The sequence below is a fragment of the Catenuloplanes nepalensis genome, assembly GCF_030811575.1.
In the GTDB taxonomy this organism is placed as follows: Bacteria; Actinomycetota; Actinomycetes; order Mycobacteriales; family Micromonosporaceae; genus Catenuloplanes; species Catenuloplanes nepalensis.
Genome location: NZ_JAUSRA010000001.1, coordinates 6,883,273 through 6,903,383, shown reverse-complemented (window position 1 = coordinate 6,903,383; position 20,111 = coordinate 6,883,273). Strand labels below are relative to the sequence as shown.

Genomic DNA, 20,111 nt, shown 5'->3' with positions numbered 1-20,111 from the left:
GTGTGGCCCGCGAGCTGCGGCCACTGGGACGGCGCGACGCGCACGTACTGCGGCTGGCCCAGCGCGGTGCGCACGTATTTGCAGGGTCCCCGCTGTCTGCTGCACACCCCGGCCGCGCTCGCGGGACGTCCCGACCCGCCGTCGAAGTCACCGCCTGAGGAGACCGACAACATGCCCGATCCTGCCCTCCTGGCCGCCGCGCGGGCCGCTGCCGAGCGCGGCTGGCACGTCTTCCCGCTCCGGCCGGGCACCAAGTGGCCGGCGGCCCCGAACCACGATGCCGCCGCATGCGACGGCCGCGATCCACGCTGCCGACGCGCCGAACGGCACGTCACGTGGGCCGACCGCGCCACCGGCGACCCGGACCGGATCGCCCGCGCCTGGTCGGCACGCCCGTACAACGTCGGCATCGCGTGCGGGCCGTCCGGCCTGGTCGTCATCGACCTGGACGGAATGAAACCGGGCCGGGAGATCCCCGCCGAATGGGCAGGCTCCGAGGCGCGGTGCGGCGAGGATGTGCTGCGCCGGCTGGCCGACCAGGCCGGGCGGCCGTTCCCGGACGACACGTACACCGTGCGGACCGCCTCCGGCGGACTGCACCTCTACTTCGAGCACCCGGCCGGGACGCAGCTGCGGAACACGACGGGGGCGCGCGGCGGCGGGCTCGGCTGGCTCATCGACACCCGCGCCCACGGCGGGCTCGTCGCCGCTGCGGGATCCCGGGTCGGGCCGGGCCGGTACACGGTGGTCAACGACCGCACCCCGGCGGCGTTGCCGGGCTGGCTGGCTGGCCGGCTGGCGCCCCGGCCGCTGCCGCCGCAGCAGCCGGTTGCCGTGCCGGTGCGCGGCGGCCGGGCTGGCGCGTACCTGGCTAAGGCGCAACAGGCCAGCCTCGACCTGATCGCCGAGGCCGGGCGGCGCAACGATCAGACGCTGAACACCACCCTGTTCAACGCGTCGATCTCGCTCGGTCAGCTGGTAGCCGGCGGGGCCTTAGACGCGGTCGCCACCGAGGACATGCTCGTCGCTGCCGCGGTCGCGTACGGCCATCCCGAGGGTGCCGCACGGCGGACTGTCCGTTCCGGCTTCCGGGCCGGGGCACAGCGCCCGCGGGTCCTTCCGGCCGCCTGAACCCGACACGCCCCATTTATAGCCATATTTCGTGCTGCACGTGCTGTGAACAGGAAAGGAGTGCTGCCGAATGGCCAACGTCGATGACGGTGAACGCACGGAAGTGATGCCCCGGGTGAAGGTGGGCGGCGGCCCGGAGACGATCCGGGCGCTGTCGGCAGCCTTCACCGACGGGGTGCTGCCGGACACCTACGTCGCCGGTGGCGACCTGGTCCACACCGAGCAGGTCTCGGGTGGGCTCGCCAGCGTGGCCGCCGACGAGGACGCGCCGCTCCCGATCGCGGCCACGGTACTCAACCCGGCGACCACCGCCGGTCTGCTGGCGAAGCACGTCTACGTCTACCGGGTCAAGTTCCGGAAGAAGGAGGACGGATCCCTGGAGCCCTACGAGGAGGAGTGCACGCCGTCGCAGTCCACGCTGGCGTCGGTGCTGGCCTCCAAGACCTGGCCGCAGGTTCCGCCGCTGCGCGGCATCATCGGGGCGCCGGTACTGCGCCGGGACGGCACCCTGTTGCAGACCCCCGGCTACGACCCGGCGACCGGCCTGTTCCTGGCCTCGCGGGTGGACCTGCCGCCGGTGCCGGAGCAGCCCACCGCCGAGCAGGTGGCCGAGGCCCGTAGCTTCCTGCTCGATCGGTTCCTGCGGGACTTCCCGTGGGCATCGGACGCGGACCGGGCCAACTACATCGCGCTGCTGGCCACGCCGATCCTGCGGCCGTACACGCGGTCCTTGACCCCGTTCGCGCTGATCGACGCGACCATGCCCGCATCCGGCAAGACGATCTTGACAGGTGGGCCGGGGATGCTCTACGGCCAGAAGGTGCTGATCTGGGCGGACGCCGAGGAGGAGCTGCGCAAGCAGATCACCGCCGTGTTCACCGACCAGGTCGGCGTGGTCATCTGGGACAACCTCCCCGAAGGAACGGTCATCGACTCGGCGACCTTGGCCGCGCTGGTCACCACCGGCGTGTGGTCCGACCGGCCGCTCGGCACCTCCCGTAGCGCCTCCACCGTCAACGACCGGCTGTGGCTGTGCACCGGCAACAACCTCCAGGTCGGCGGGGACATGGCGAGCCGGACCGTCCGCGTGCACCTCGACCCGGACATGCCGAGGCCGGAGAACCGCGACCAGAGCAAGTTCGGGATCCCCGCCCTCGACCAGTGGATCACCCAGCCCGCGAACCAGATGACCGTCATGCGGCACCTGCTCGTGCTGGTCCTCGACTGGACCCGCGCCGGCGCGAACCGGGCCGCCGGGCTCGCCATGCGCCAGTTCACCCCCTGGGCGCAAGCGCTCGGCGGGCTGCTCGCCCACCACGGCATCGACGGCTTCCTGACCAACATGGCCGCGGTCCGGGACGTCGACGAGGACGAGACCCGCTGGCGCGGCTTTCTCACCTGCTGGCACGACCGGCACGGCGACAAGGAGCTGACCGCAGCCGAACTCCGCGCGGACGGCGAACCGGACCTGCTCAACGGCATGCACCTTGACCGGTGGGACGGCCAGTTCATCACCACTAACAGCGGCCGGCTGCCGAACCCGAACCACCTCGGCAAGATGCTCACCGGCCAGGCCGGACGCTGGCGCGGCGACTACGTCATCCGCAAACGCCTCAGCGACCGCGGCGACCGCGCCATGTTCAAGGTCGAACGCAACGCCACCTGACCAAAAAACGCTGAAACACCTCCGCACCTCCGCAACAGCCGAACAAACAGCCATCTACCTGCAACAACTTCTGCGGAGGAACCAAAAACTTGCACACTGCGCACCTCCGCACCTCCGCATTAGGAAAACGTGCAAGATCATGCGGAGGTGCGGAGGAGTGCGGAGGTAGGTTTTCGCCTCCTCCGCAGCATGAAACAGCAGGCCAGCCATGCCGGTGCGGAGGTGCGGAGGTGTTTCAGCCGCTCTGACCCGCCAGAACCCCGCGACTAGGGCGACCCGCTGAGAGCCACTGTGCCGTTCTGCTGTATCCCTTCACACCAACCCATTGCAGATCTTGTCTCTACGGCGCTCTGGCTACCCGTTCTAAGGCGCTCTGACGATGAGGGACGAACGTGGTCCCCCTAACACCCTCGCGTGCAGAACGGGCGCATAGGGCCGCTCTGCACGGCCCGTTGCCCATCCAGGAGGTAGGCCGTGGCTACCAGCCGTGCGCACTTGACCGTTGTCGAGTTCTGTGAAGAGGTCGGTATCGGACGATCCACCTTCTATGACTGGCGCACGAAGGATCGGGCGCCTCGATGCATCAAGCTGCCCAATGGTGAGCTTCGAATTCGCCGCACCGAGTATGAGCGCTGGCTGGACGCGCTCGAAGAAAGGGCCGCTTAATGCCGCTGACGTACGACGTCCGCATCTACGAGATTGACGTCTATAAGGGGAAGACCACTACCACCTATTGGGTTCAATGGAAGGTCGCCGGAAAGCTGCCGCTCAAGAAACGGCCCTTCAAGCAGAAAGCTCTCGCCGTTAGCTACCGGGCCGACCTCATTTCGGCGGCCCGGAAAGGCGAGGCGTTTGACGTGGCCACCGGCAAGCCCATCTCGATGAGCCGCGAAATGCAGGACATCACCTGCTACGACCTCGCGTGCAAGTACATCGATCTCAAGTGGCCCAGGGCCGCAGCGATGACGCGCAAGACCAACGCCGAGGCGCTGACCGCCGTCCTGCCGATGCTGTTCAAGCGCACCAACGGAAAGCCCGATGACCGGCTTATCCGCACCGCGCTACGCCGATGGGCCTTCAACGCGACCGCGCGCAAATCCGAGGACCAGCCGGAGGAGATTCGACGCGCCCTCGCATGGGTCGAACGCAACACCCGGCCCGCGTCCGACCTGACCGACCCCAAGGTGCTTCGCGCCGTCCTTGATGGGCTGACCCTCCGGTTGGACGGCAAGCCGGGTTCGCCGGTCGTCGTTACTCGTCGCCGGAAGATCTTCACGGGAATGCTCGAATACGGTGCCGAGATCAATGCTCTTTCCGAGAATCCGTGGCCTGATCTAAAGTGGACGCCTCCCCGAGCGGCGAGCAGCGGGATCGACCGCCGCCGCGTGGCGAATCCGATGCAGGCCCGCACCCTCTTTGCGTCGGTGCACCAACAGGGACGAATTGGCCCCCGCATGGTCGCTTTCTATTCATGCCTTTACTACGCTGGTCTACGTCCGGAAGAGGCGGTCGGTATCGAGGTCCCCCGTAATTTCCGGGTGCCTGACCGCGACGACGAGTGGGGCGAATTCGTGCTGGAGAGAGCAGAACCACACGCCGGGAAGGCGTGGACCGATTCCGGCAAGAATCGTGATCGGCGGCAGCTTAAGCAGCGGGCCATTGGCGAGGTCCGCCGGGTGCCCTGCCCGCCCACCCTCACCGCGATCATCCGATGGCACATTGGTGAATTCGGCCTCGGCCCCGGCGGCCGGCTGTTCGTGGGGGAGCGCAACAAGGAGGAACTGCCGATCCTGACGATCAACCGGATTTGGCGGCAGGCCCGGCGATCGGCGTTCACACCGGAGATCTACGCCTCGCCGTTGGCTGAGACGCCGTACGACCTGCGGCACGCGTTCGTCTCGACGAATCTTAACGCTGGGATCTCGCCCGCCCAGGTGGCGGAGTGGGCCGGTCAGTCCCCCGAGGTGATGTGGCGCACCTACGCTGCGTGCCTCGACGGGGGACAGGAGGAGCTGCGCCGGCGGATGGAGGCGGGCTTCGGCGGGCGGCCCGCCGTACCGGGCGTCGGTACGTCCTCGGTACAGATCACCGTAGAGGGCCGTTGACGGCCGGATACAGCCGGACAGACGAGTAAGGCCACTGACAGCGTTTGCGCTGCTCAGTGGCCCGAAAGTCCTGGTGGTGAAATGTGCCCCCGGCAGGATTCGAACCTGCGCTTTCGCCTCCGGAGGGCGACGCTCTATCCCCTGAGCTACGGGGGCTCAAGGACTCCTAGAGACTAGCAAACCCCTGGGACGCACAGCGAATCGGTATCCGGGGTGGCGCCGGGACGTGACGCGGGGGCGTGGGCCGGGAAGTGGCAGAGCGGCCCGGCCGTGAGGCGGGGCCGCTCTGGGTGGAGCTTGAGGAGCCGCTCAGTTGGCGGGCAGCTCGGTCTTTATGACCTGGATGGCCTGGATCTCGCGTTGTTGGCTGGCGACCATCGTGCCGGCCAGCCAGTCGATGTCCTCGTTGTCGCTCAGGTCGACCACCTCCTCGGCCATGTGGATGCCGCCGAGGTGGTGCGTGAGCATCAGATCCAGGAACAGCCTCTCGGCCTCGACGCCGGTAGCGGAACGCAGTTGGGTGAGCTGTTCCGGGGTGGCCATGCCGGGCATCAGGCCGTTCGTCAGGCTGCCCTGCGAGTTGGGCATCCACGCCATCCGGGGCTGCTCGCCGGTGGGGTTGAGGTTCCAGTCGCGCAGCCAGGCGCTCATGGTGCCGATCTGGCCCTGCTGGGTGATGGCGATGTCGGCGGCGAGCGAGGCCACCTGGTCGTCCTGGGCCTTGGTGTGCATGATCATGGCCATTTCCACGGCCTGGGCGTGGTGGGTGGACATGTCGCGGACGAAGCCGGCCTCGACCGAGTCGTCGCCGGGGGCGGTGACGGTCGGGGTGAGCAGGCCGGCCGCGTACCCGAGGGTCAGGCCGACCACGATCGCCAGCGCGAGCCAGAGGGTGCCGGGACCACGCCGGGGGGCGGGCTCTTCCGAGCCGTCCGTGGACGGCTCGGAAGAGGTGGTGGCGGAGCTCATGAAAGGGGTCAGCTTCCCTGCTGCGTGCCGTTGCCGAGGTCGCGCGGCGTGGTGCCGGTGGCGGTGACGCCGGAGGAGCAGCCGGCGTTGGGCTCCTGGGTGGCGTTGATGCGCAGTGCGCGGATGAACGAGTCGATGCGGTCGTCGTCCGCGGTGTCGACCTTCAGCTGGTAGCCCCAGGCCTGCACGGAGATGTTGTTGGAGAGGCCGTCGATCGGGCTCATCAGCATGAACTCGTTGCCCCGGACCTTGGACGCGAGCGTGTCGATCTGGTCCTGCGGGAGCCCGGTCTTGTACGTGATCCAGACCGCGCCGTGCTCCATGCTGTGCACCGCGTGCTCGTTCGCGATCGGAGCGTCGTAGACGTCGCCCATGCAGTTCTGCCAGGCGGCGTTGTGGTCGCCGCCGACCGGCGGTGTGGTCTTGTAGGTCTGCGGGCCGGTCTTGTGGTTGGCCGTCAGCATGCCGGGGTCGGTCTCGCGGTAGTTGGTGATGCCGTCGATGCCCGCGGCGCGGTCCTCCCAGGACTCGCTGCCCTTGATCACGGCGAAGGCGCCGTACCCGATTATGCCGACCGCGAGGGCGCCGACGGCCACGAACATCAGGATCGGGCCCCAACTGCGCTGCTGCGCGACCTTGACCGGGGTGATCGGTTTGCGCGGGCCCTTGCCGCCGCCGGAGCGCGAAGGCTTGCCGCCCCCGGGGGAGGTCGGCTTGGCGCCGGCAGCCGGCTTAACGACGGAGGGCCGGCGCTCGGGGCCACCCTGCGTGCTGATGCTCATCATGCCTCGTCAGGTCGATCGGTCTCGGGGGACGGTGCTCGCCCCAGACATACGAGTAGCCGGGCCGCCACCAAGTTCCCGAGTCTACCCCCGATAGCATGGCTCGGTGACTCCCGCAGCGCTCTCCGAGGTCGTCCTCGCCGCAGCCCGGGCCGTGTTCGCGGCCAAGGGCCTGGACCCGTCCCTGCTCCCCGCGTCGATCTCGGTCGAGCGACCCCGTGTGCCGGAGCACGGCGACTACGCATCGACGATCGCGATGCAGGTGGCGAAGAAGGCCGGGGTGCCGCCGCGCGAGCTGGCCCAGGCGCTGGTGGATCAGCTCCAGCGGCAGCCGGGCATCAGGAGCGTCGAGATCGCCGGCCCGGGCTTCCTGAACATCCGGCTGGACGCGGCCGCGGCCGGTGAGCTGGCGCGGCTGATCGTCACCCAGGGCGAGGACTACGGCAGGAGCGACAAGCTCGCCAAGCAGCGGATCAATCTGGAGTTCGTCTCGGCGAACCCGACCGGCCCGGTGCACATCGGCGGTGTCCGGTGGGCCGCGGTCGGTGACGCGCTGGCCCGGCTGCTGCGCGCGACCGGCGCGGACGTCGGCACGGAGTACTACTTCAACGACGCCGGCTCGCAGATCGACCGCTTCGCGAACTCGCTGCTCGCGGCCGCGAACGGTGAGCCCGCGCCGGAGGACGGCTACGGCGGCGCCTACATCTCCGAGATCGCGCAGGCCGTGCTGAAGGACCACCCCGAAGCGCTGAAGAGCAAGGAGCAATTCCGGCGGTACGGCGTGGAGCTGATGTTCGCCGAGATCAAGAAGAGCCTGACCGACTTCGGTGTGCACTTCGACACGTACTTCAACGAGAAGGACCTGCACGACCAGGGTGCGCTGCAGCACGCGCTGGACCGGCTCACCGCGCAGGGTCACACGTACGAGCGGGACGGCGCGGTCTGGCTGCGCACCACCGACTTCGGCGACGACAAGGACCGCGTGCTGCGCAAGTCCGACGGCGACTGGACCTACTTCGCCGCGGACTGCGCCTACTACCTGAACAAGCGCGAGCGTGGCTTCGACAAGGCCGTGCTGATGCTGGGTGCCGACCACCACGGCTACGTCGGCCGGATGAAGGCGATGGCCGCCTGCTTCGGCGACGACCCGAAGGTCAACCTGGAGATCCTGATCGGCCAGCTGGTCAACCTGGTCCGCGACGGCGCCCCGGTCCGCATGTCCAAGCGCGCCGGTACGGTCGTGACGCTGGAGGACCTGGTCGACGCGATCGGCGTGGACGCCTCGCGGTACGCGCTGGCCCGCTACTCCTCCGACTCCCCGATCGACATCGACGTGGAGCTGTGGACCAGCGCGAAGTCGGAGAACCCGGTCTACTACGTGCAGTACGTCGCGGCCCGCACCGCGAGCATCGGCCGGAATGCGGCCGAGGCCGGCCACACGCGCGGCGACGCGACCGGCTTCAAGCCCGAGCTGCTCGTGCTGGACCGGGAGCTGGACCTGCTGAAGACGCTCGCCGAGTTCCCCGCGGTGGTGGCGTCCGCGGCCGAGCTGCGCGAGCCGCACCAGGTCGCGCGCTACCTGGAGAAGGTGGCAGGCGACTACCACCGGTTCTGGGACAACAAGATCGACGGGAAGATCCAGCGGGTGCTGCCGCAGGGTGACGAGGAGTTCACCGAGCTGCACCGGGCGCGTCTCTGGCTGAACGACGCCACCCGAACGGTGATCTCCAACGGATTGTCCCTGCTCGGCGTCTCCGCCCCGGAGAGGATGTAAGGCATGCGCGCGCACATCACCAGTCCCGAGTGGCTGCGCACGCCCGCCGACGTCAACGCGCTGCTCCCGCAGCTCTGGCCGCGGCATGTCGCCCGCGGCACCGACGGCGTGGTCGAGATCGCCGGCATCACGGTGGAGCAGCTGAAACAAGACTTCGGCACGCCCGCGTTCGTCCTGGACGAGGACGACATGCGGGCCCGCTGCCGCGAGTTCCGGGACGCGTTCCACGACGCGGACGTCTACTACGCCGGCAAGGCGTTCCTCTGCAAGGCGGTCGTGAAGATCATCGCGGAGGAGGGCCTCCACCTGGACGTCTGCTCCGGCGGTGAGCTGGCTACCGCGCTCGCGGCGGGCATGGACCCGGCACGGATCGGCTTCCACGGCAACAACAAGTCGGTCGCGGAGCTGGAACGCGCGGTCGAGGCCGGGGTCGGCCGCATCATCGTCGACTCCGTCCACGAGATCGACCGGCTGAGCGCAATCGCCGAGAGGCACGGAAGGACCCAGAAGGTCCTGATCCGGGTCACCCCCGGCGTGGAGGCGCACACGCACGAGTTCATCGCGACCGCCCACGAGGACCAGAAGTTCGGCTTCTCCATCGCGGGCGGCACCGCGTACCGTGCGGCCTTGAAGATCTTGGACGAGGCGAGACTGGACCTGAGAGGCTTCCACTCGCACATCGGAAGCCAGATCTTCGACACCAGTGGCTTCGAGCTGGCCGCGCGCCGGGTGCTGGAACTCGTCGCCGAGATCAAGAAGGCGCGGGACGTGGACCTGCCGGAGCTGGACCTGGGCGGTGGTTTCGGCATCGCCTACACCACCCAGGACGACCCGTCCGCGCCGAAGGACCTGGCCGAGCGCATGCGCAAGATCGTCGAGGACGAGTGCGAGGCGCAGCAGCTGGTGAAGCCGCACGTCTCGATCGAGCCCGGCCGCGCGATCGTCGGCCCGGCGATGTTCACGCTCTACGAGGTCGGCACGGTCAAGGAACTCGAGATGCGCACCTACGTCAGCGTCGACGGCGGGATGAGCGACAACATCCGGACCGCGCTCTACGACGCCTCGTACAGTGCCACGGTCGCCTCACGGAGAAGTGACTCACACCCGATCCTGGCCCGGGTGGTGGGAAAGCACTGTGAGTCCGGGGACATCGTGGTGAAGGATGAATTCCTGCCCGCCGACGTACAGCCCGGAGATCTTGTTGCCGTTCCGGGCACGGGCGCGTATTGCCGCAGCATGGCCAGTAACTACAACCATGTGCCGCGCCCGCCGGTGATCGCGGTCCGGGACGGTGCGGCGCGCGTCATCGTGCGGCGGGAGACGGAAGCGGATCTGCTCGCATTGGATGTGGGATGACGAAACCAGCTGTTCGCGTGGCCCTGCTCGGCTGTGGCACGGTCGGCGCCGAGGTGGTCCGACTGCTGCACGACCAGGCCGGCGACCTCACGGCCCGGATCGGCGCGCCGCTCGAGATCGTCGGCATCGCCGTGCGGCGGATCGGCCGCGACCGTGGTGACCTGCCGGTCGACCCGTCGATCTTCACGACCGACGCGCTCGGCCTGATCAAGCGCGACGACGTCGACGTGGTGATCGAGGTCGTCGGCGGGATCGAGCCCGCGCGAACGTGGCTGGTCGAGGCGCTGCGCGCGGGCAAGAGCGTGGTCACGGCCAACAAGGCGCTGCTGGCCGAGGACGGTGGCGCGCTGCACGACGCGGCCGCGGAGGGCGGTGCCGACCTCTACTACGAGGCCGCGGTGGCCGGCGCGATCCCGCTGCTCCGCCCGCTGCGCGAGTCGCTGCACGGTGACCGGATCAACCGCGTCACCGGCATCGTGAACGGCACCACCAACTTCATCCTGAGCTCGATGGACACCACCGGCGCCGGCTTCGGCGAGGCGCTGGAGGAGGCGACCGCGCTCGGCTACGCGGAGGCCGACCCGACCGCGGACGTGGAGGGCTTCGACGCCGGCGCGAAGGCCGCGATCCTGGCGTCGCTGGCGTTCCACACCCGGGTCACCGCGGCCGACGTCTACCGTGAGGGCATCACCGAGGTCACCGCGGCGGACGTGGCGAGCGCGCGCGACATGGGCAGCACGATCAAGCTGCTCTGCATCGCGGCCCGGAACGTCGACGCGCAGGGCGGCGAGTCGGTCAGCGTTCGCGTGCACCCGGCGATGATCCCGCGCAGCCACCCGCTGGCGAGCGTCGGCGGCGCCTACAACGCGGTCTTCGTCGAGGCCGAGGCGGCCGGTCAGCTGATGTTCTACGGCGCGGGCGCGGGCGGCACGCCGACCGCGAGCGCGGTGCTCGGCGACGTGGTCGCGGTGTCCCGCAACCGGCTGGCCGGCACGTGGGCGCCGAGCGAGTCCGCCTACGCCAAGCTCTCGGTCCGGCCGATGGGCGACGCGATCACGCGCTACCACGTCAGTCTCGACGTGGCCGACCGCGCGGGCGTGCTCTCGCAGGTCGCGGGCGTCTTCGCCAAGCACGACGTCTCGATCGCCACGGTCCGCCAGGCCGGGCACGGCGACGAGGCCAGCCTGGTCATCGTCACGCACACCGCGCGCGACGCCGCCCTGGCCGCCACCGTCGACGAGCTGCGCAACCTGGACATCGTCCGCAGCATCGCCAGCGTCCTGCGCGTCGAGGGCGATATGTAGGGGACTGACCTTCCCTTCGGCGGAGACAGTGAGGCTTATTCAGCGGGGCGAGCCGACGCCACGTCGACGTAGGCCAGCGCTGTCGGCGCGTAACGTGCTGAATAACCCTCGATCGAAGAGGCTCATTCAGCGCCGCCCTCGTTGCACCGCCCGACGCGGCAACGCGGTGCCGGTTCACCGCGCCGAACAAGCCTCGAAGACTGAGCTGAATAAACCTCGAAGACTGATTTTCCCGCTTCCGGCGGGGGCACTTTCCGAGTGCTCCCGCGGGCACCGGTCGGCCGCGGGCGGCCTCCCTGTCAGTTGGTGGGTGGTTACCCACGCGAGACCCGCGGGGGCCGTCAACGCCGCTGACTCGCCGGCAGGGCCGTCAACGCCGCTGGGGGCGGCGGATCGAGGATCCGCCGCCCCCAGCGGGCGATCAGGTGGGTCAGGCGGCGGAGTAGGGGTTAGCCGTGGTGGGGGCGCCGGCGGTGGAGCCGTCCTCCAGGTTGACCGTGGTGCCGTCGGCGGTGACCGACTCCAGCGTGCCGTTGAAGTCGGCGTCGGTGATCGTGTAGTCGGCCACGCCGTCGCCGTCCTCGTCGATCTCCAGCACGTCGACCAGGCCGTCCGCGTTGGCGTCCGTGGCGATGCCGTCGGTCACGCCGTCGCCGTCGACGTCGGCCTCGGCGTAGTCGAGCAGCCCGTCGCCGTCGGTGTCGGCCGCCGCGGTGTCGTTGATCCCGTCGCCGTCGGTGTCGGCCCAGACCGCCTCCGCGACGCCGTCGCCGTTCTCGTCCAGGCTGGAGTAGTCCGTCGCGCCGTCACCGTCCGTGTCGATGTACGTGTACGTGTTACCGGCCGTGTCCGTGTCGGTGAGCGCGGTCTCGTACTCGGTCGGCGCCGCCAGCTCGTCGTTCAGCGAGACGGTCTCGAACTCCACCGGAGCCTCGTCCGTGGTGGTGGTGTCGGTGTCGCTGAAGTCCTCGCTCATGTCTCTACCCTTCGATGACGATGTGTGCCGCGCCGGCCGGCGCGGGGAGAATGTGCCAGAGGTGACTGTTCACCGGAAATACCAAGCGGGCGCCAGCACTGATCACAGTTACGGGTGCCGCCACCGCGCGGTTCAGCGTGCCGCGGGGAGAATGCCGGGGGAGAATCAGGCCGCCGCGTACGGGCTGGCCGGCGCGCCGGCCAGCGGGATGGCGAGCTCGTCGAACGTACCGTCGAGGTCGTTGTCGGTGATCGTGTAGTCGGCGGCGCCGTCGCCGTTCTCGTCGATCTCCAGCTCGTCGATCAGGCCGTCCTCGTCGGTGTCGACGGCCACGGTGTCGGTCACGCCGTCGCCGTCGGTGTCGGCCTCCGCGCGGTCGAGCCAGCCGTTGCCGTCGGTGTCGATCCCGGCCGTCTCCTGCCTGCCGTCGCCGTCGGAGTCCAGGTAGGACATCTCGGTGTGGCCGTCGCCGTCCATGTCGACCCGGGAGACGTCGGCCACGCCGTCGCCGTCGCCGTCGATGTGCGTGACGGTGTCGCCGTCCATGTCGATCTCGACGATCTGCGGGGCGCCCGCGTCCGTCAGGAAGCTGTCGTGCAGCGGAGCGGCCTCCGACGCGCCGGGCTCGATGCCCGCGTCCAGGTCGGTCGTGCCGGTCTCGACGTCGGTGAAGTCGCCGCTCATGTCTCTGCTCCTTGCCGGTTCTTCGGAAGTCTGTGTGGCGCCCCCGGCGCTGAGAGAAATATGCCCGACGGGCTCGGCACCGGACATCCCGGAAAAGTGCCACGGGTGCCGATACCGGTCAGCCCGGCACCAAGTCACCCGCACAGGCGCGTCATGTCCCGCCAGGTGGGTACCGCCCGGTGTGTCCTCGACCGCGCGCGCCCGGGTAGGGCAGGCTAGGGGCGAATGCCGACCGAGGAGAGCATCATGTGGCGTGGCTTGATCGAGGCGTACCGGGACCGCCTGCCGGTCAGCGAGAAGACACCGGTGATCACCCTGCACGAGGGGAACACGCCCCTGGTCCCGGCGCCGGAGCTGTCCACGCGCACGGGCGCCGACGTCTACCTCAAGGTCGAGGGCGCGAACCCGACCGGGTCCTTCAAGGACCGCGGCATGACGATGGCGGTCTCCCGCGCGGTCGAGGACGGCGCCAAGGCGATCATCTGCGCGTCCACCGGCAACACCAGCGCGTCCGCCGCGGCCTACGCGGCGCGGGCCGGCATCACCTGCGCGGTGCTGGTGCCGCAGGGCAAGATCGCGCTCGGCAAGCTGGGCCAGGCGCTGGTGCACGGCGCCAAGCTGCTGCAGGTCTCCGGCAACTTCGACGACTGCCTCGCGCTCGCCTCGAAGCTGTCGCTGGACTACCCGGTGGCGCTGGTCAACTCCGTGAACCCGGACCGGTTGCAGGGCCAGAAGACCGCGGCGTTCGAGATCGTCGAGGCGCTCGGCGACGCGCCGGACATCCACTGCCTGCCGGTCGGCAACGCCGGCAACATCAGCGCGTACTGGATGGGTTATCAGGAGGACGAGACCGCGGGCAACGCCACCCGGACGCCGCGGATGTTCGGCTTCCAGGCGTCCGGCGCCGCGCCGATCGTGAACGGCGAGGCCGTGCGCGAGCCGTCCACGATCGCCACCGCGATCCGGATCGGCAACCCGGCCAGCTGGACCAAGGCGGTCGACGCGCGGGACACGTCCGGCGGCCTGATCGCGGCCGTCACGGACCGGGAGATCCTCACGGCGTACCGGTTGCTGGCCCGGACGGTCGGCGTGTTCGTGGAGCTGGGCAGCGCGGCCAGCGTGGCGGGTCTGTTGCAGCAGGCCGAGGCGGGCAAGGTCCCGGCCGGCTCCACCGTGGTCTGCACGGTCACCGGCCACGGCCTCAAGGACCCGGAGTGGGCGATCTCCACCGCGCCGTCCCCGACCACGATCCCGAACGATGTGCTCGCCGCCGCGAGGTCGCTGGAGCTGGCCTGACCTCGATCTTGGGCGTTGCCCCGCGGGCGTTGCCCGGGGGAGTGGCGGTGTTAGCGGGGGGAGGGGCCGGCGAGCATGTCGCGGGCCAGGTGGCGGAGGCGGGCCACGACCTCCGGGCTCATGTCCGGGTGCCAGCCGTCCAGCAGCCGGGCCAGCGTCTCGGTGCGGGCCTCGGCCAGCCGCTGCCAGACCGCGTCGCCGTCCGGGGTCAGCGCCAGGTCGTGCTCGCCCGCGACGAACCCGGCCTGCCGCAGCTCGGCCAGCCAGCCGGCCACCCGGTCCGGTTGCAGCAGCCGGTGCGCCGGGAGCCCGTCCAACCGCAGCGTTCCCTTCCGGCCGATCCGGCCGAGCAGCCAGGTCGCGCCCGGTCCGACGCCGGTCCGGGCGCGTGCGGCCAGCTCGCCGTAGAGGCGTTCCGCGTCCTCGCGCAGCGCCAGCGCGGCGAGCACCCGCTCCAGCTCGTCGACCGGGCGCGTGGCCGGTGCCATGCCGAACATCTCCGCCGTCAGCACCGGCGTGGTCACCCGCAGCGGAACCTCGGCCAGCAGCCAGGACAGCACCACGGCCACGCCGAGCAGCACCGCCAGCGTGTGGAATCCGGTGTGCACGCCGTCGGTGTAGACGCGCAGGTAGAGCGCCATGCCCTCGGGCGTCTGCGGCGTGCTCATCACGCGCGCGTCGGACAGCTGCGGCGGCAGCGAGCCGGCCACGATCGCGGCGAACAACACCGGCCCGACCGCGCCGCCGAACCAGCGGAAGTAGAGGTTGGCGAACGTGGCCACGCCCACCAGCCGCGCGTCCGTGGCGTTCTGCACCGCCAGTTGCACGAGCGGGAAGACCAGCCCGAGGCCGAGCCCGATCAGCAGCGTGGCCAGCAGGATCACCGCGAGCGGCGTGGTCGCCTCCATCCACCCCAGGATCAGCAGGCCGACCACGGTCAGCAGGCTGCCGGTCAGCGTCAGCATGCGGTAACGGCCGATTCGGGCCACCGCCATCTGCCCGGCGACCACGGAGGAGAGCATTCCGGCGGAGAGCGGCAGCAGCGCCAGGCCGGACGTGGCCGGGGTGCCGCCGCGGGCCAGCTGCAGGTACGGAGGCAGGCTCGCCACGGTCACGAAGAGCGCGGCGCCGCCGAGCAGACCGATCATGGACGCGGTCGGGAAGACCGGGCCGGTGAACAGCTCCGGTGGCAGCACCGGCACCGCTGCCCTGCGCTCCACCCGGACGAAGGCGACGATGCACAGCGCGGTCCCGCCGGCCGCGCCGAGCGACCAGGGCAGGCCACGTTCGGGCGAGCCGGCCCAGAACACCGCGATCAGCACGCCCGCGCCGATCAGCGCCATCAGCGTGATCCCGGCCAGGTCCAGCGGCGCGCGCTCCGCGGTGTGCACGGCGGACACGGTGAGCGTGACCACGACCAGCAGCACGAGCGAGGTCCCGGCCGTCACGTGGAACAGCCAGCGCCAGGACAGCGCGCCGGCCAGCAGCCCGCCGGGGATCGGCCCGAGGATGCCGGCGACCGCGTAGGTGACGCCGAACGCGTTCTGGAACGGCGCTCGCTGCTCGACCCGGGCCGTCCGCGTGGTGAGCGCGTGCGTGAGGACCAGCGAGGTGCCGGCGCCGACGCCGTAGACCACCTGAGCCCAGATCAGCGTGCGGATCGTGCCGGCCTGCCCGGCCAGCGCCGCACCCATGGCCGTCATCAGCAGGCCGGCCTGGAGCAGCGGCTTCGGCCCGTAACGGTCACCGAGCCGGCCGGCCAGCGGCGCCGCCGTGATCGCGGCGAGCAGCGACGCGGAGATGATCCAGGCGGACCGGGTCGGCCCGCCGATCTCGGTGGCGAGGTCGCGCAGTGCCGGGCCGTGCCAGGTCTGGTTCGTGCCGACCAGCAACGGCACGCCGAGCAGCGCGCAGAGCGTGAGCGTGCGGCGGGCCATGCCTACAGGCTATGTGGACAATTTAGATAATTCTTCGCTAATTGAGGTTTTCGGCGACGTGCTCCTCGGCCGCCTCCTGTTCGGCCGCGCCGACCAGCAGTTCGGTGGCCCGCAGGATGACGCCCAGGTCCGCGGCGGACATCCGGCCGAGCACCCGGGCCTGGCGGTCCGCGCCGGCCGTGATGATGCGCTCCACGGTCTGCCGGCCGTGCGGCGCGAGCATCACCCGCCGTACCCGCCGGTCGTTGGGATCCTCATGTCTTTCGACCAGGTCGTGGGCGACCAGCCGGTCGACGATCCCGGTGACGGTGGCCAGGCTGACGCCCATGAAGCGCTGCAGTTCCTGCCCGGATGCCCCGCCTCCGGCAGCCAGCATGAGTAGGATTTTGAGCTGCGGCATGGTCAGATGCGCGTCGAAGAGCGGGTTGGACCGATCGTGCGCGAAGAGGTACTGCAGGCGGCGCTGCGTGGCCATGATCTGCGCGATCAGCCGGTCCTTGCCCTCGTCGGCCACCGCGTCTCCTGCCGTCTCGCCGTGTGGGTCCTGGTGAACAGTCTGGATCTGCTGAACAACGGTCCCCGTGAACAACGGGACCTCGTGAACAACGGGACCTCGTGAACTACGGGATGTCCCCGATTGTGGGCAACTTGTTCGCGTAAGGCAAACTATTCGTGTCGAGCTAACTTACCCCAAGCAGGAGAAGAGTCTGCTGATGTCCTTGCTCGCAAGACTGAGTCTCGCGAACCGGGGGCTCATCGCCCTGATCGCGATCATCGTGACCGGCTTCGGGGCCTTCGCCATCCCGTCACTCAAGCAGCAGCTCCTGCCCTCGCTGGAGTTCCCGGCTGCGTTCATCTTCGCCTCCTACCCGGGGGCGTCGCCGGAGATCGTCGAGCAGCGGGTCACCGAGCCGATCGAGAACAGCGTCCAGGGGATCGAGGGCCTCGACGAGGTCACCTCGACGACCAGCGAGGGCGTGGCGACGGTCCAGGTCCTGTTCGAGTTCGGCACCGACCTGACCCAGACCGTCTCGAAGATCGAGAGCAACCTGGGCCGGATCCGCGCCCAGCTGCCGGAGGACGTCGACCCGACCGTCTTCGCCGGCAGCACCGCCGACCTGCCCGCGATCGTGCTGGCCGCGTCCGGCGGCACGGACGAGGCCGCGCTCGCGGCCGCGCTCAACGAGAGCGTGCTGCCCGAGTTGCAGGGCATCGAGGGCGTGCGGACCGCGGAGGTCACCGGCGCGCGCACCTCCAGCATCACCATCACGCCCGACCTGGCGAAGTTCGGCGCGGCCGGCGTCAACCCGGCCGGCATCGCCACCGCGCTCCAGGCGAACGGCGTCTCCGTCCCGGCCGGCACGCTGACCGAGGGCGAGCGCACGCTGACCGTCCAGGTCGGCACGCCGATCACCACGCTCGAAGACCTGCAGAACATCTACCTCAGCGGTACGGGTGGGCGCGCGGTCCGGCTCGGCGACGTCGCCACCGTGGCCGAGGTGCCGGCCGCGCCGACGTCCTACACGCGCACGGACGGCGTGGACAGCCTCGGCCTCTCCGTCACCGCCACGCCGGACGGCAACGCGGTGCGCATCTCCGAGGAGATCCGCGACCGGCTGCCCGAGCTGGCCGCGGCCAGCGGTGCCACGCTCACGGTCGTCTTCGACCAGGCGCCGTTCGTCGAGAAGTCGATCGAGAGCCTCGCCACCGAGGGCCTGCTCGGCCTGGTGATGGCCGTGATCGTCATCCTGGTCTTCCTGCTCTCCATCCGGTCCACGATCGTCACCGCGGTCTCCATCCCGCTCTCCGTGCTGGTCGCGCTGATCGCATTGTGGCTCCAGGACTACTCGCTCAACCTGCTCACGCTCGGCGCGCTCACCATCGCGGTCGGCCGGGTGGTCGACGACTCGATCGTGGTGCTGGAGAACATCAAACGCCATTTGGGGTACGGCGAGGAGAAGCTGCACGCGATCACCACCGGCGTGCAGGAGGTGGCCGGCGCGGTGCTGGCCTCCACGCTCACCACGGTCGCGGTGTTCGCGCCGATCGCGCTGGTCGGCGGCTTCGTCGGGCAGCTCTTCGCGCCGTTCGCCGTCACGGTCACGGTCGCGCTGATCGCCTCGCTGATCGTGTCGCTGACCATCGTGCCGGTGCTGGCCTACTGGTTCCTCCGCCGGCCGAAGGGCACCGCGGAGGAGGCCGAGGTCGCCCGGAAGGCCGCGGAGGAGAAGGAGCTGCGCAGTCCGCTGCAGCGCTCCTACCTGCCGGTCATCCGGTTCGCCACCACCTGGCGCTGGACCACGATCGGAATCGGTGTCGTGGTGCTGCTGATCACCGGCGGCCTGGCCACCCAGCTGAAGACGAACTTCATCGACCAGTCCGGCCAGGACACGCTGAGCATCTCCCAGACGATGCCGATCGGCACCAGCCTGGAGGCGACGAACGCGCAGGCCAAGCGCGTCGAGGCGGTGCTGTCCGGCGCGGGCGAGGTGAAGTCGTACCAGGCGACCGTGGGCGGCGGCGGCCAGTCCGCGCTGTTCACCGGCGGCGGCAGCGGCGCGAACAGCGCGAGCTACTCCGTGACGCTCGAGGACGACGTCGACACCGAGGCGTTCACCGAGCGTCTGCGCGGCGACTTCGAGGACCTGGGCCCGTCGGCCGGCGAGATCACCGTCGGCGCGGACTCCAGCAGCGGCTTCAGCGGCAACGAGCTCGCGGTCGTGGTCAAGGCCGCGGACGCGGAGGCGCTGGCCGCGGCCACGAAGCAGGTCCAGGACGCGATGGCCGGCACGCCGGACGTCACGGACGTGACCAGCGACCTGGCCGAGAGCGTGCCGCGCATCGACATCACGGTCGACCGGGCCGCGGCCACCGCGCGTGGTCTCTCCGAGGCGCAGATCGGGCAGCTGGTCGCGGGCGCGTTCCGGGACACGCCGATCGGGCAGGTCACGTTGACCGGGAGCGGCGAGCGGAACGTCGTGCTCGACCTCGGCGGCACCGCGCCGGCCGACCTGACCGCGCTCCGGGCGTACCCGCTGCAGACGCCGGGCGGCATCGTGCCGCTGGACGACGTGGCGGACGTCAACGAGGTGCAGGGCCCGGTCGAGATCACCCGGATCAACGGCGACCGCAGCGTCACCGTCACCGGCACGGTCAGCGGCTCCAACATCGGCGCGGCCACCACCGCGCTGACCACCGAGCTGGACGAGATGACCCCGCCGGCCGGTGCGAGCTGGGAGATCGGTGGCGTCAGCGCGGACCAGAACGAGGCGTTCTCGCAGCTGGGCCTCGCGGTCCTGGCCGCGATCGCGATCGTCTTCATCATCATGGTGGCGACGTTCGGGTCGATCATCCAGCCGCTGATCCTGCTGGTCTCCATCCCGTTCGCGGCGACCGGCGCGATCCTGCTGCTGCTGGTGACGGACACCGCGCTCGGCGTACCCGCGCTGATCGGTGTGCTGATGCTGGTCGGCATCGTGGTCACGAACGCGATCGTGCTGATGGACCTGATCAACCAGTACCGCAAGCAGGGGTACGGCGTGCAACAGGCGGTGATCGAGGGTGGCCGGCACCGGCTGCGGCCCATCCTGATGACCGCGATCGCCACCATCTTCGCGCTCACCCCGATGGCGCTCGGCCTCACCGGCGAGGGCGGCTTCATCTCGCAGCCGCTCGCGGTCGTGGTGATCGGCGGCCTGATCAGCTCCACGCTGCTCACGCTGCTGCTGGTGCCGGCGCTCTACACGCTGGTCGAGGGCCGGCGCGAGCGTCGCGCCGAGCGGAAGGCGCGCAAGGCGGAGAAGGCGCAGGCCGGTGTCCCGGCCCCGGCGCCGGCCACGCCCACCACGGCGCCGTCCGCACCTTCCGCACCGTCCTCCTCGGCCGCGCCGGAGAAGGTGGACTCGGTGCCGGAGACGCAGCCGCCGTCCGGCGCGCTGCGTGATGGCACCGACCAGTTCGAGGTGCTCCGCCTGCCGCGCAGCAACAGGTCGCCGCTGCCGCCGCAGGAGTGAGCTTCTCAACCTGGCGCCCCGAACCGTGGGGCGTTGTGATGCCGCCGGCACACAGGCCAGGTTGACAATGGCTCGGTAAGTGGTCGATACGAGGCGCCTTCCGGTTCCGTACGGGAGG

The 20,111-nt window shown here is 70.1% G+C and carries 15 protein-coding genes and 1 tRNA gene; 9 read left to right on the top strand and 7 right to left on the bottom strand.

Translation table 11 applies throughout. From position 1 onward, the window contains the following. The 4 genes from J2S43_RS29610 (at position 1) to J2S43_RS29595 (ending at position 4,902) form a co-directional block, all read left to right on the top strand. On the top strand, positions 1-1,131 hold the full coding sequence (locus J2S43_RS29610) for a bifunctional DNA primase/polymerase (protein ID WP_306834801.1): 1,131 nt from the start codon (positions 1-3) through the stop codon (positions 1,129-1,131). A gap of 70 nt (positions 1,132-1,201) precedes the next feature. Beyond that, positions 1,202-2,797 carry a hypothetical protein gene (locus J2S43_RS29605; protein WP_306834798.1) on the top strand — a complete coding sequence of 532 codons (1,596 nt, stop codon included), beginning with the start codon at positions 1,202-1,204 and terminating at the stop codon, positions 2,795-2,797. Positions 2,798-3,271: 474 nt separating this feature from the next. Further along, positions 3,272-3,463 (top strand): helix-turn-helix transcriptional regulator, encoded by a 192-nt coding sequence (locus J2S43_RS29600; RefSeq protein ID WP_306834796.1) that lies wholly within the window; start codon positions 3,272-3,274, stop codon positions 3,461-3,463. Further along, positions 3,463-4,902: a tyrosine-type recombinase/integrase gene (locus tag J2S43_RS29595; RefSeq protein ID WP_306834794.1), complete on the top strand. Its 1,440-nt coding sequence runs from the start codon at positions 3,463-3,465 to the stop codon at positions 4,900-4,902. Before J2S43_RS29600 ends, J2S43_RS29595 begins: the two co-directional genes overlap by 1 nt. An 84-nt stretch (positions 4,903-4,986) precedes the next feature. Here J2S43_RS29595 and J2S43_RS29590 read toward each other — a convergent pair. The 3 genes from J2S43_RS29590 to J2S43_RS29580 form a co-directional block, all read right to left on the bottom strand. Then, positions 4,987-5,058 (bottom strand) — tRNA-Arg (locus tag J2S43_RS29590). Between the two features lie 153 nt (positions 5,059-5,211). Then, the gene (locus J2S43_RS29585; protein WP_306834792.1) at positions 5,212-5,871 is read right to left on the bottom strand and encodes a DUF305 domain-containing protein; all 660 of its coding nucleotides are present in this window, start codon (positions 5,869-5,871) and stop codon (positions 5,212-5,214) included. 8 nt (positions 5,872-5,879) lie between these two features. After that, positions 5,880-6,653 carry a thioredoxin-like domain-containing protein gene (locus tag J2S43_RS29580; protein ID WP_306834790.1) on the bottom strand — a complete coding sequence of 258 codons (774 nt, stop codon included), beginning with the start codon at positions 6,651-6,653 and terminating at the stop codon, positions 5,880-5,882. Positions 6,654-6,759: 106 nt separating this feature from the next. On the opposite strand from J2S43_RS29580, the gene argS reads away from it, so the two are divergent. The 3 genes from argS to J2S43_RS29565 are packed head-to-tail and all read left to right on the top strand — an operon-like array spanning position 6,760 to position 11,087. Next, positions 6,760-8,427, top strand: coding sequence for an arginine--tRNA ligase (gene argS / locus J2S43_RS29575; protein WP_306834788.1), 1,668 nt, complete (start codon positions 6,760-6,762; stop codon positions 8,425-8,427). Positions 8,428-8,430: 3 nt separating this feature from the next. Then, positions 8,431-9,783: a diaminopimelate decarboxylase gene (gene lysA / locus J2S43_RS29570; RefSeq protein ID WP_306834786.1), complete on the top strand. Its 1,353-nt coding sequence runs from the start codon at positions 8,431-8,433 to the stop codon at positions 9,781-9,783. Beyond that, positions 9,780-11,087 (top strand): homoserine dehydrogenase, encoded by a 1,308-nt coding sequence (locus tag J2S43_RS29565; RefSeq protein WP_306834784.1) that lies wholly within the window; start codon positions 9,780-9,782, stop codon positions 11,085-11,087. Before lysA ends, J2S43_RS29565 begins: the two co-directional genes overlap by 4 nt. A 430-nt stretch (positions 11,088-11,517) precedes the next feature. On the opposite strand, the gene J2S43_RS29560 is transcribed toward J2S43_RS29565, so the two are convergent. Further along, on the bottom strand, positions 11,518-12,063 hold the full coding sequence (locus J2S43_RS29560) for a hypothetical protein (RefSeq protein ID WP_306834782.1): 546 nt from the start codon (positions 12,061-12,063) through the stop codon (positions 11,518-11,520). 165 nt (positions 12,064-12,228) lie between these two features. Next, positions 12,229-12,747, bottom strand: a complete 519-nt coding sequence (locus J2S43_RS29555) for a hypothetical protein (protein WP_306834779.1) — start codon at positions 12,745-12,747, stop codon at positions 12,229-12,231. A 246-nt stretch (positions 12,748-12,993) separates the two neighbouring features. Here J2S43_RS29555 and thrC point away from each other — a divergent pair, with 246 nt between their 5' ends. After that, complete coding sequence (gene thrC, locus J2S43_RS29550; protein WP_306834777.1) at positions 12,994-14,043, top strand: threonine synthase; 1,050 nt, start codon at positions 12,994-12,996, stop codon at positions 14,041-14,043. Positions 14,044-14,093: 50 nt separating this feature from the next. Here thrC and J2S43_RS29545 read toward each other — a convergent pair whose 3' ends face one another. Both J2S43_RS29545 and J2S43_RS29540 read right to left on the bottom strand, forming a co-directional pair. Next, positions 14,094-15,980, bottom strand: a complete 1,887-nt coding sequence (locus J2S43_RS29545) for an MFS transporter (RefSeq protein ID WP_306834774.1) — start codon at positions 15,978-15,980, stop codon at positions 14,094-14,096. A gap of 37 nt (positions 15,981-16,017) precedes the next feature. Then, positions 16,018-16,494, bottom strand: coding sequence for a MarR family winged helix-turn-helix transcriptional regulator (locus J2S43_RS29540; protein ID WP_306834773.1), 477 nt, complete (start codon positions 16,492-16,494; stop codon positions 16,018-16,020). Between the two features lie 199 nt (positions 16,495-16,693). On the opposite strand from J2S43_RS29540, the gene J2S43_RS29535 reads away from it, so the two are divergent. Beyond that, entirely contained in the window at positions 16,694-19,993 is a 3,300-nt protein-coding gene (locus tag J2S43_RS29535; RefSeq protein WP_306834771.1) for an efflux RND transporter permease subunit, read from the top strand. Positions 19,994-20,111 lie beyond the last annotated feature (118 nt).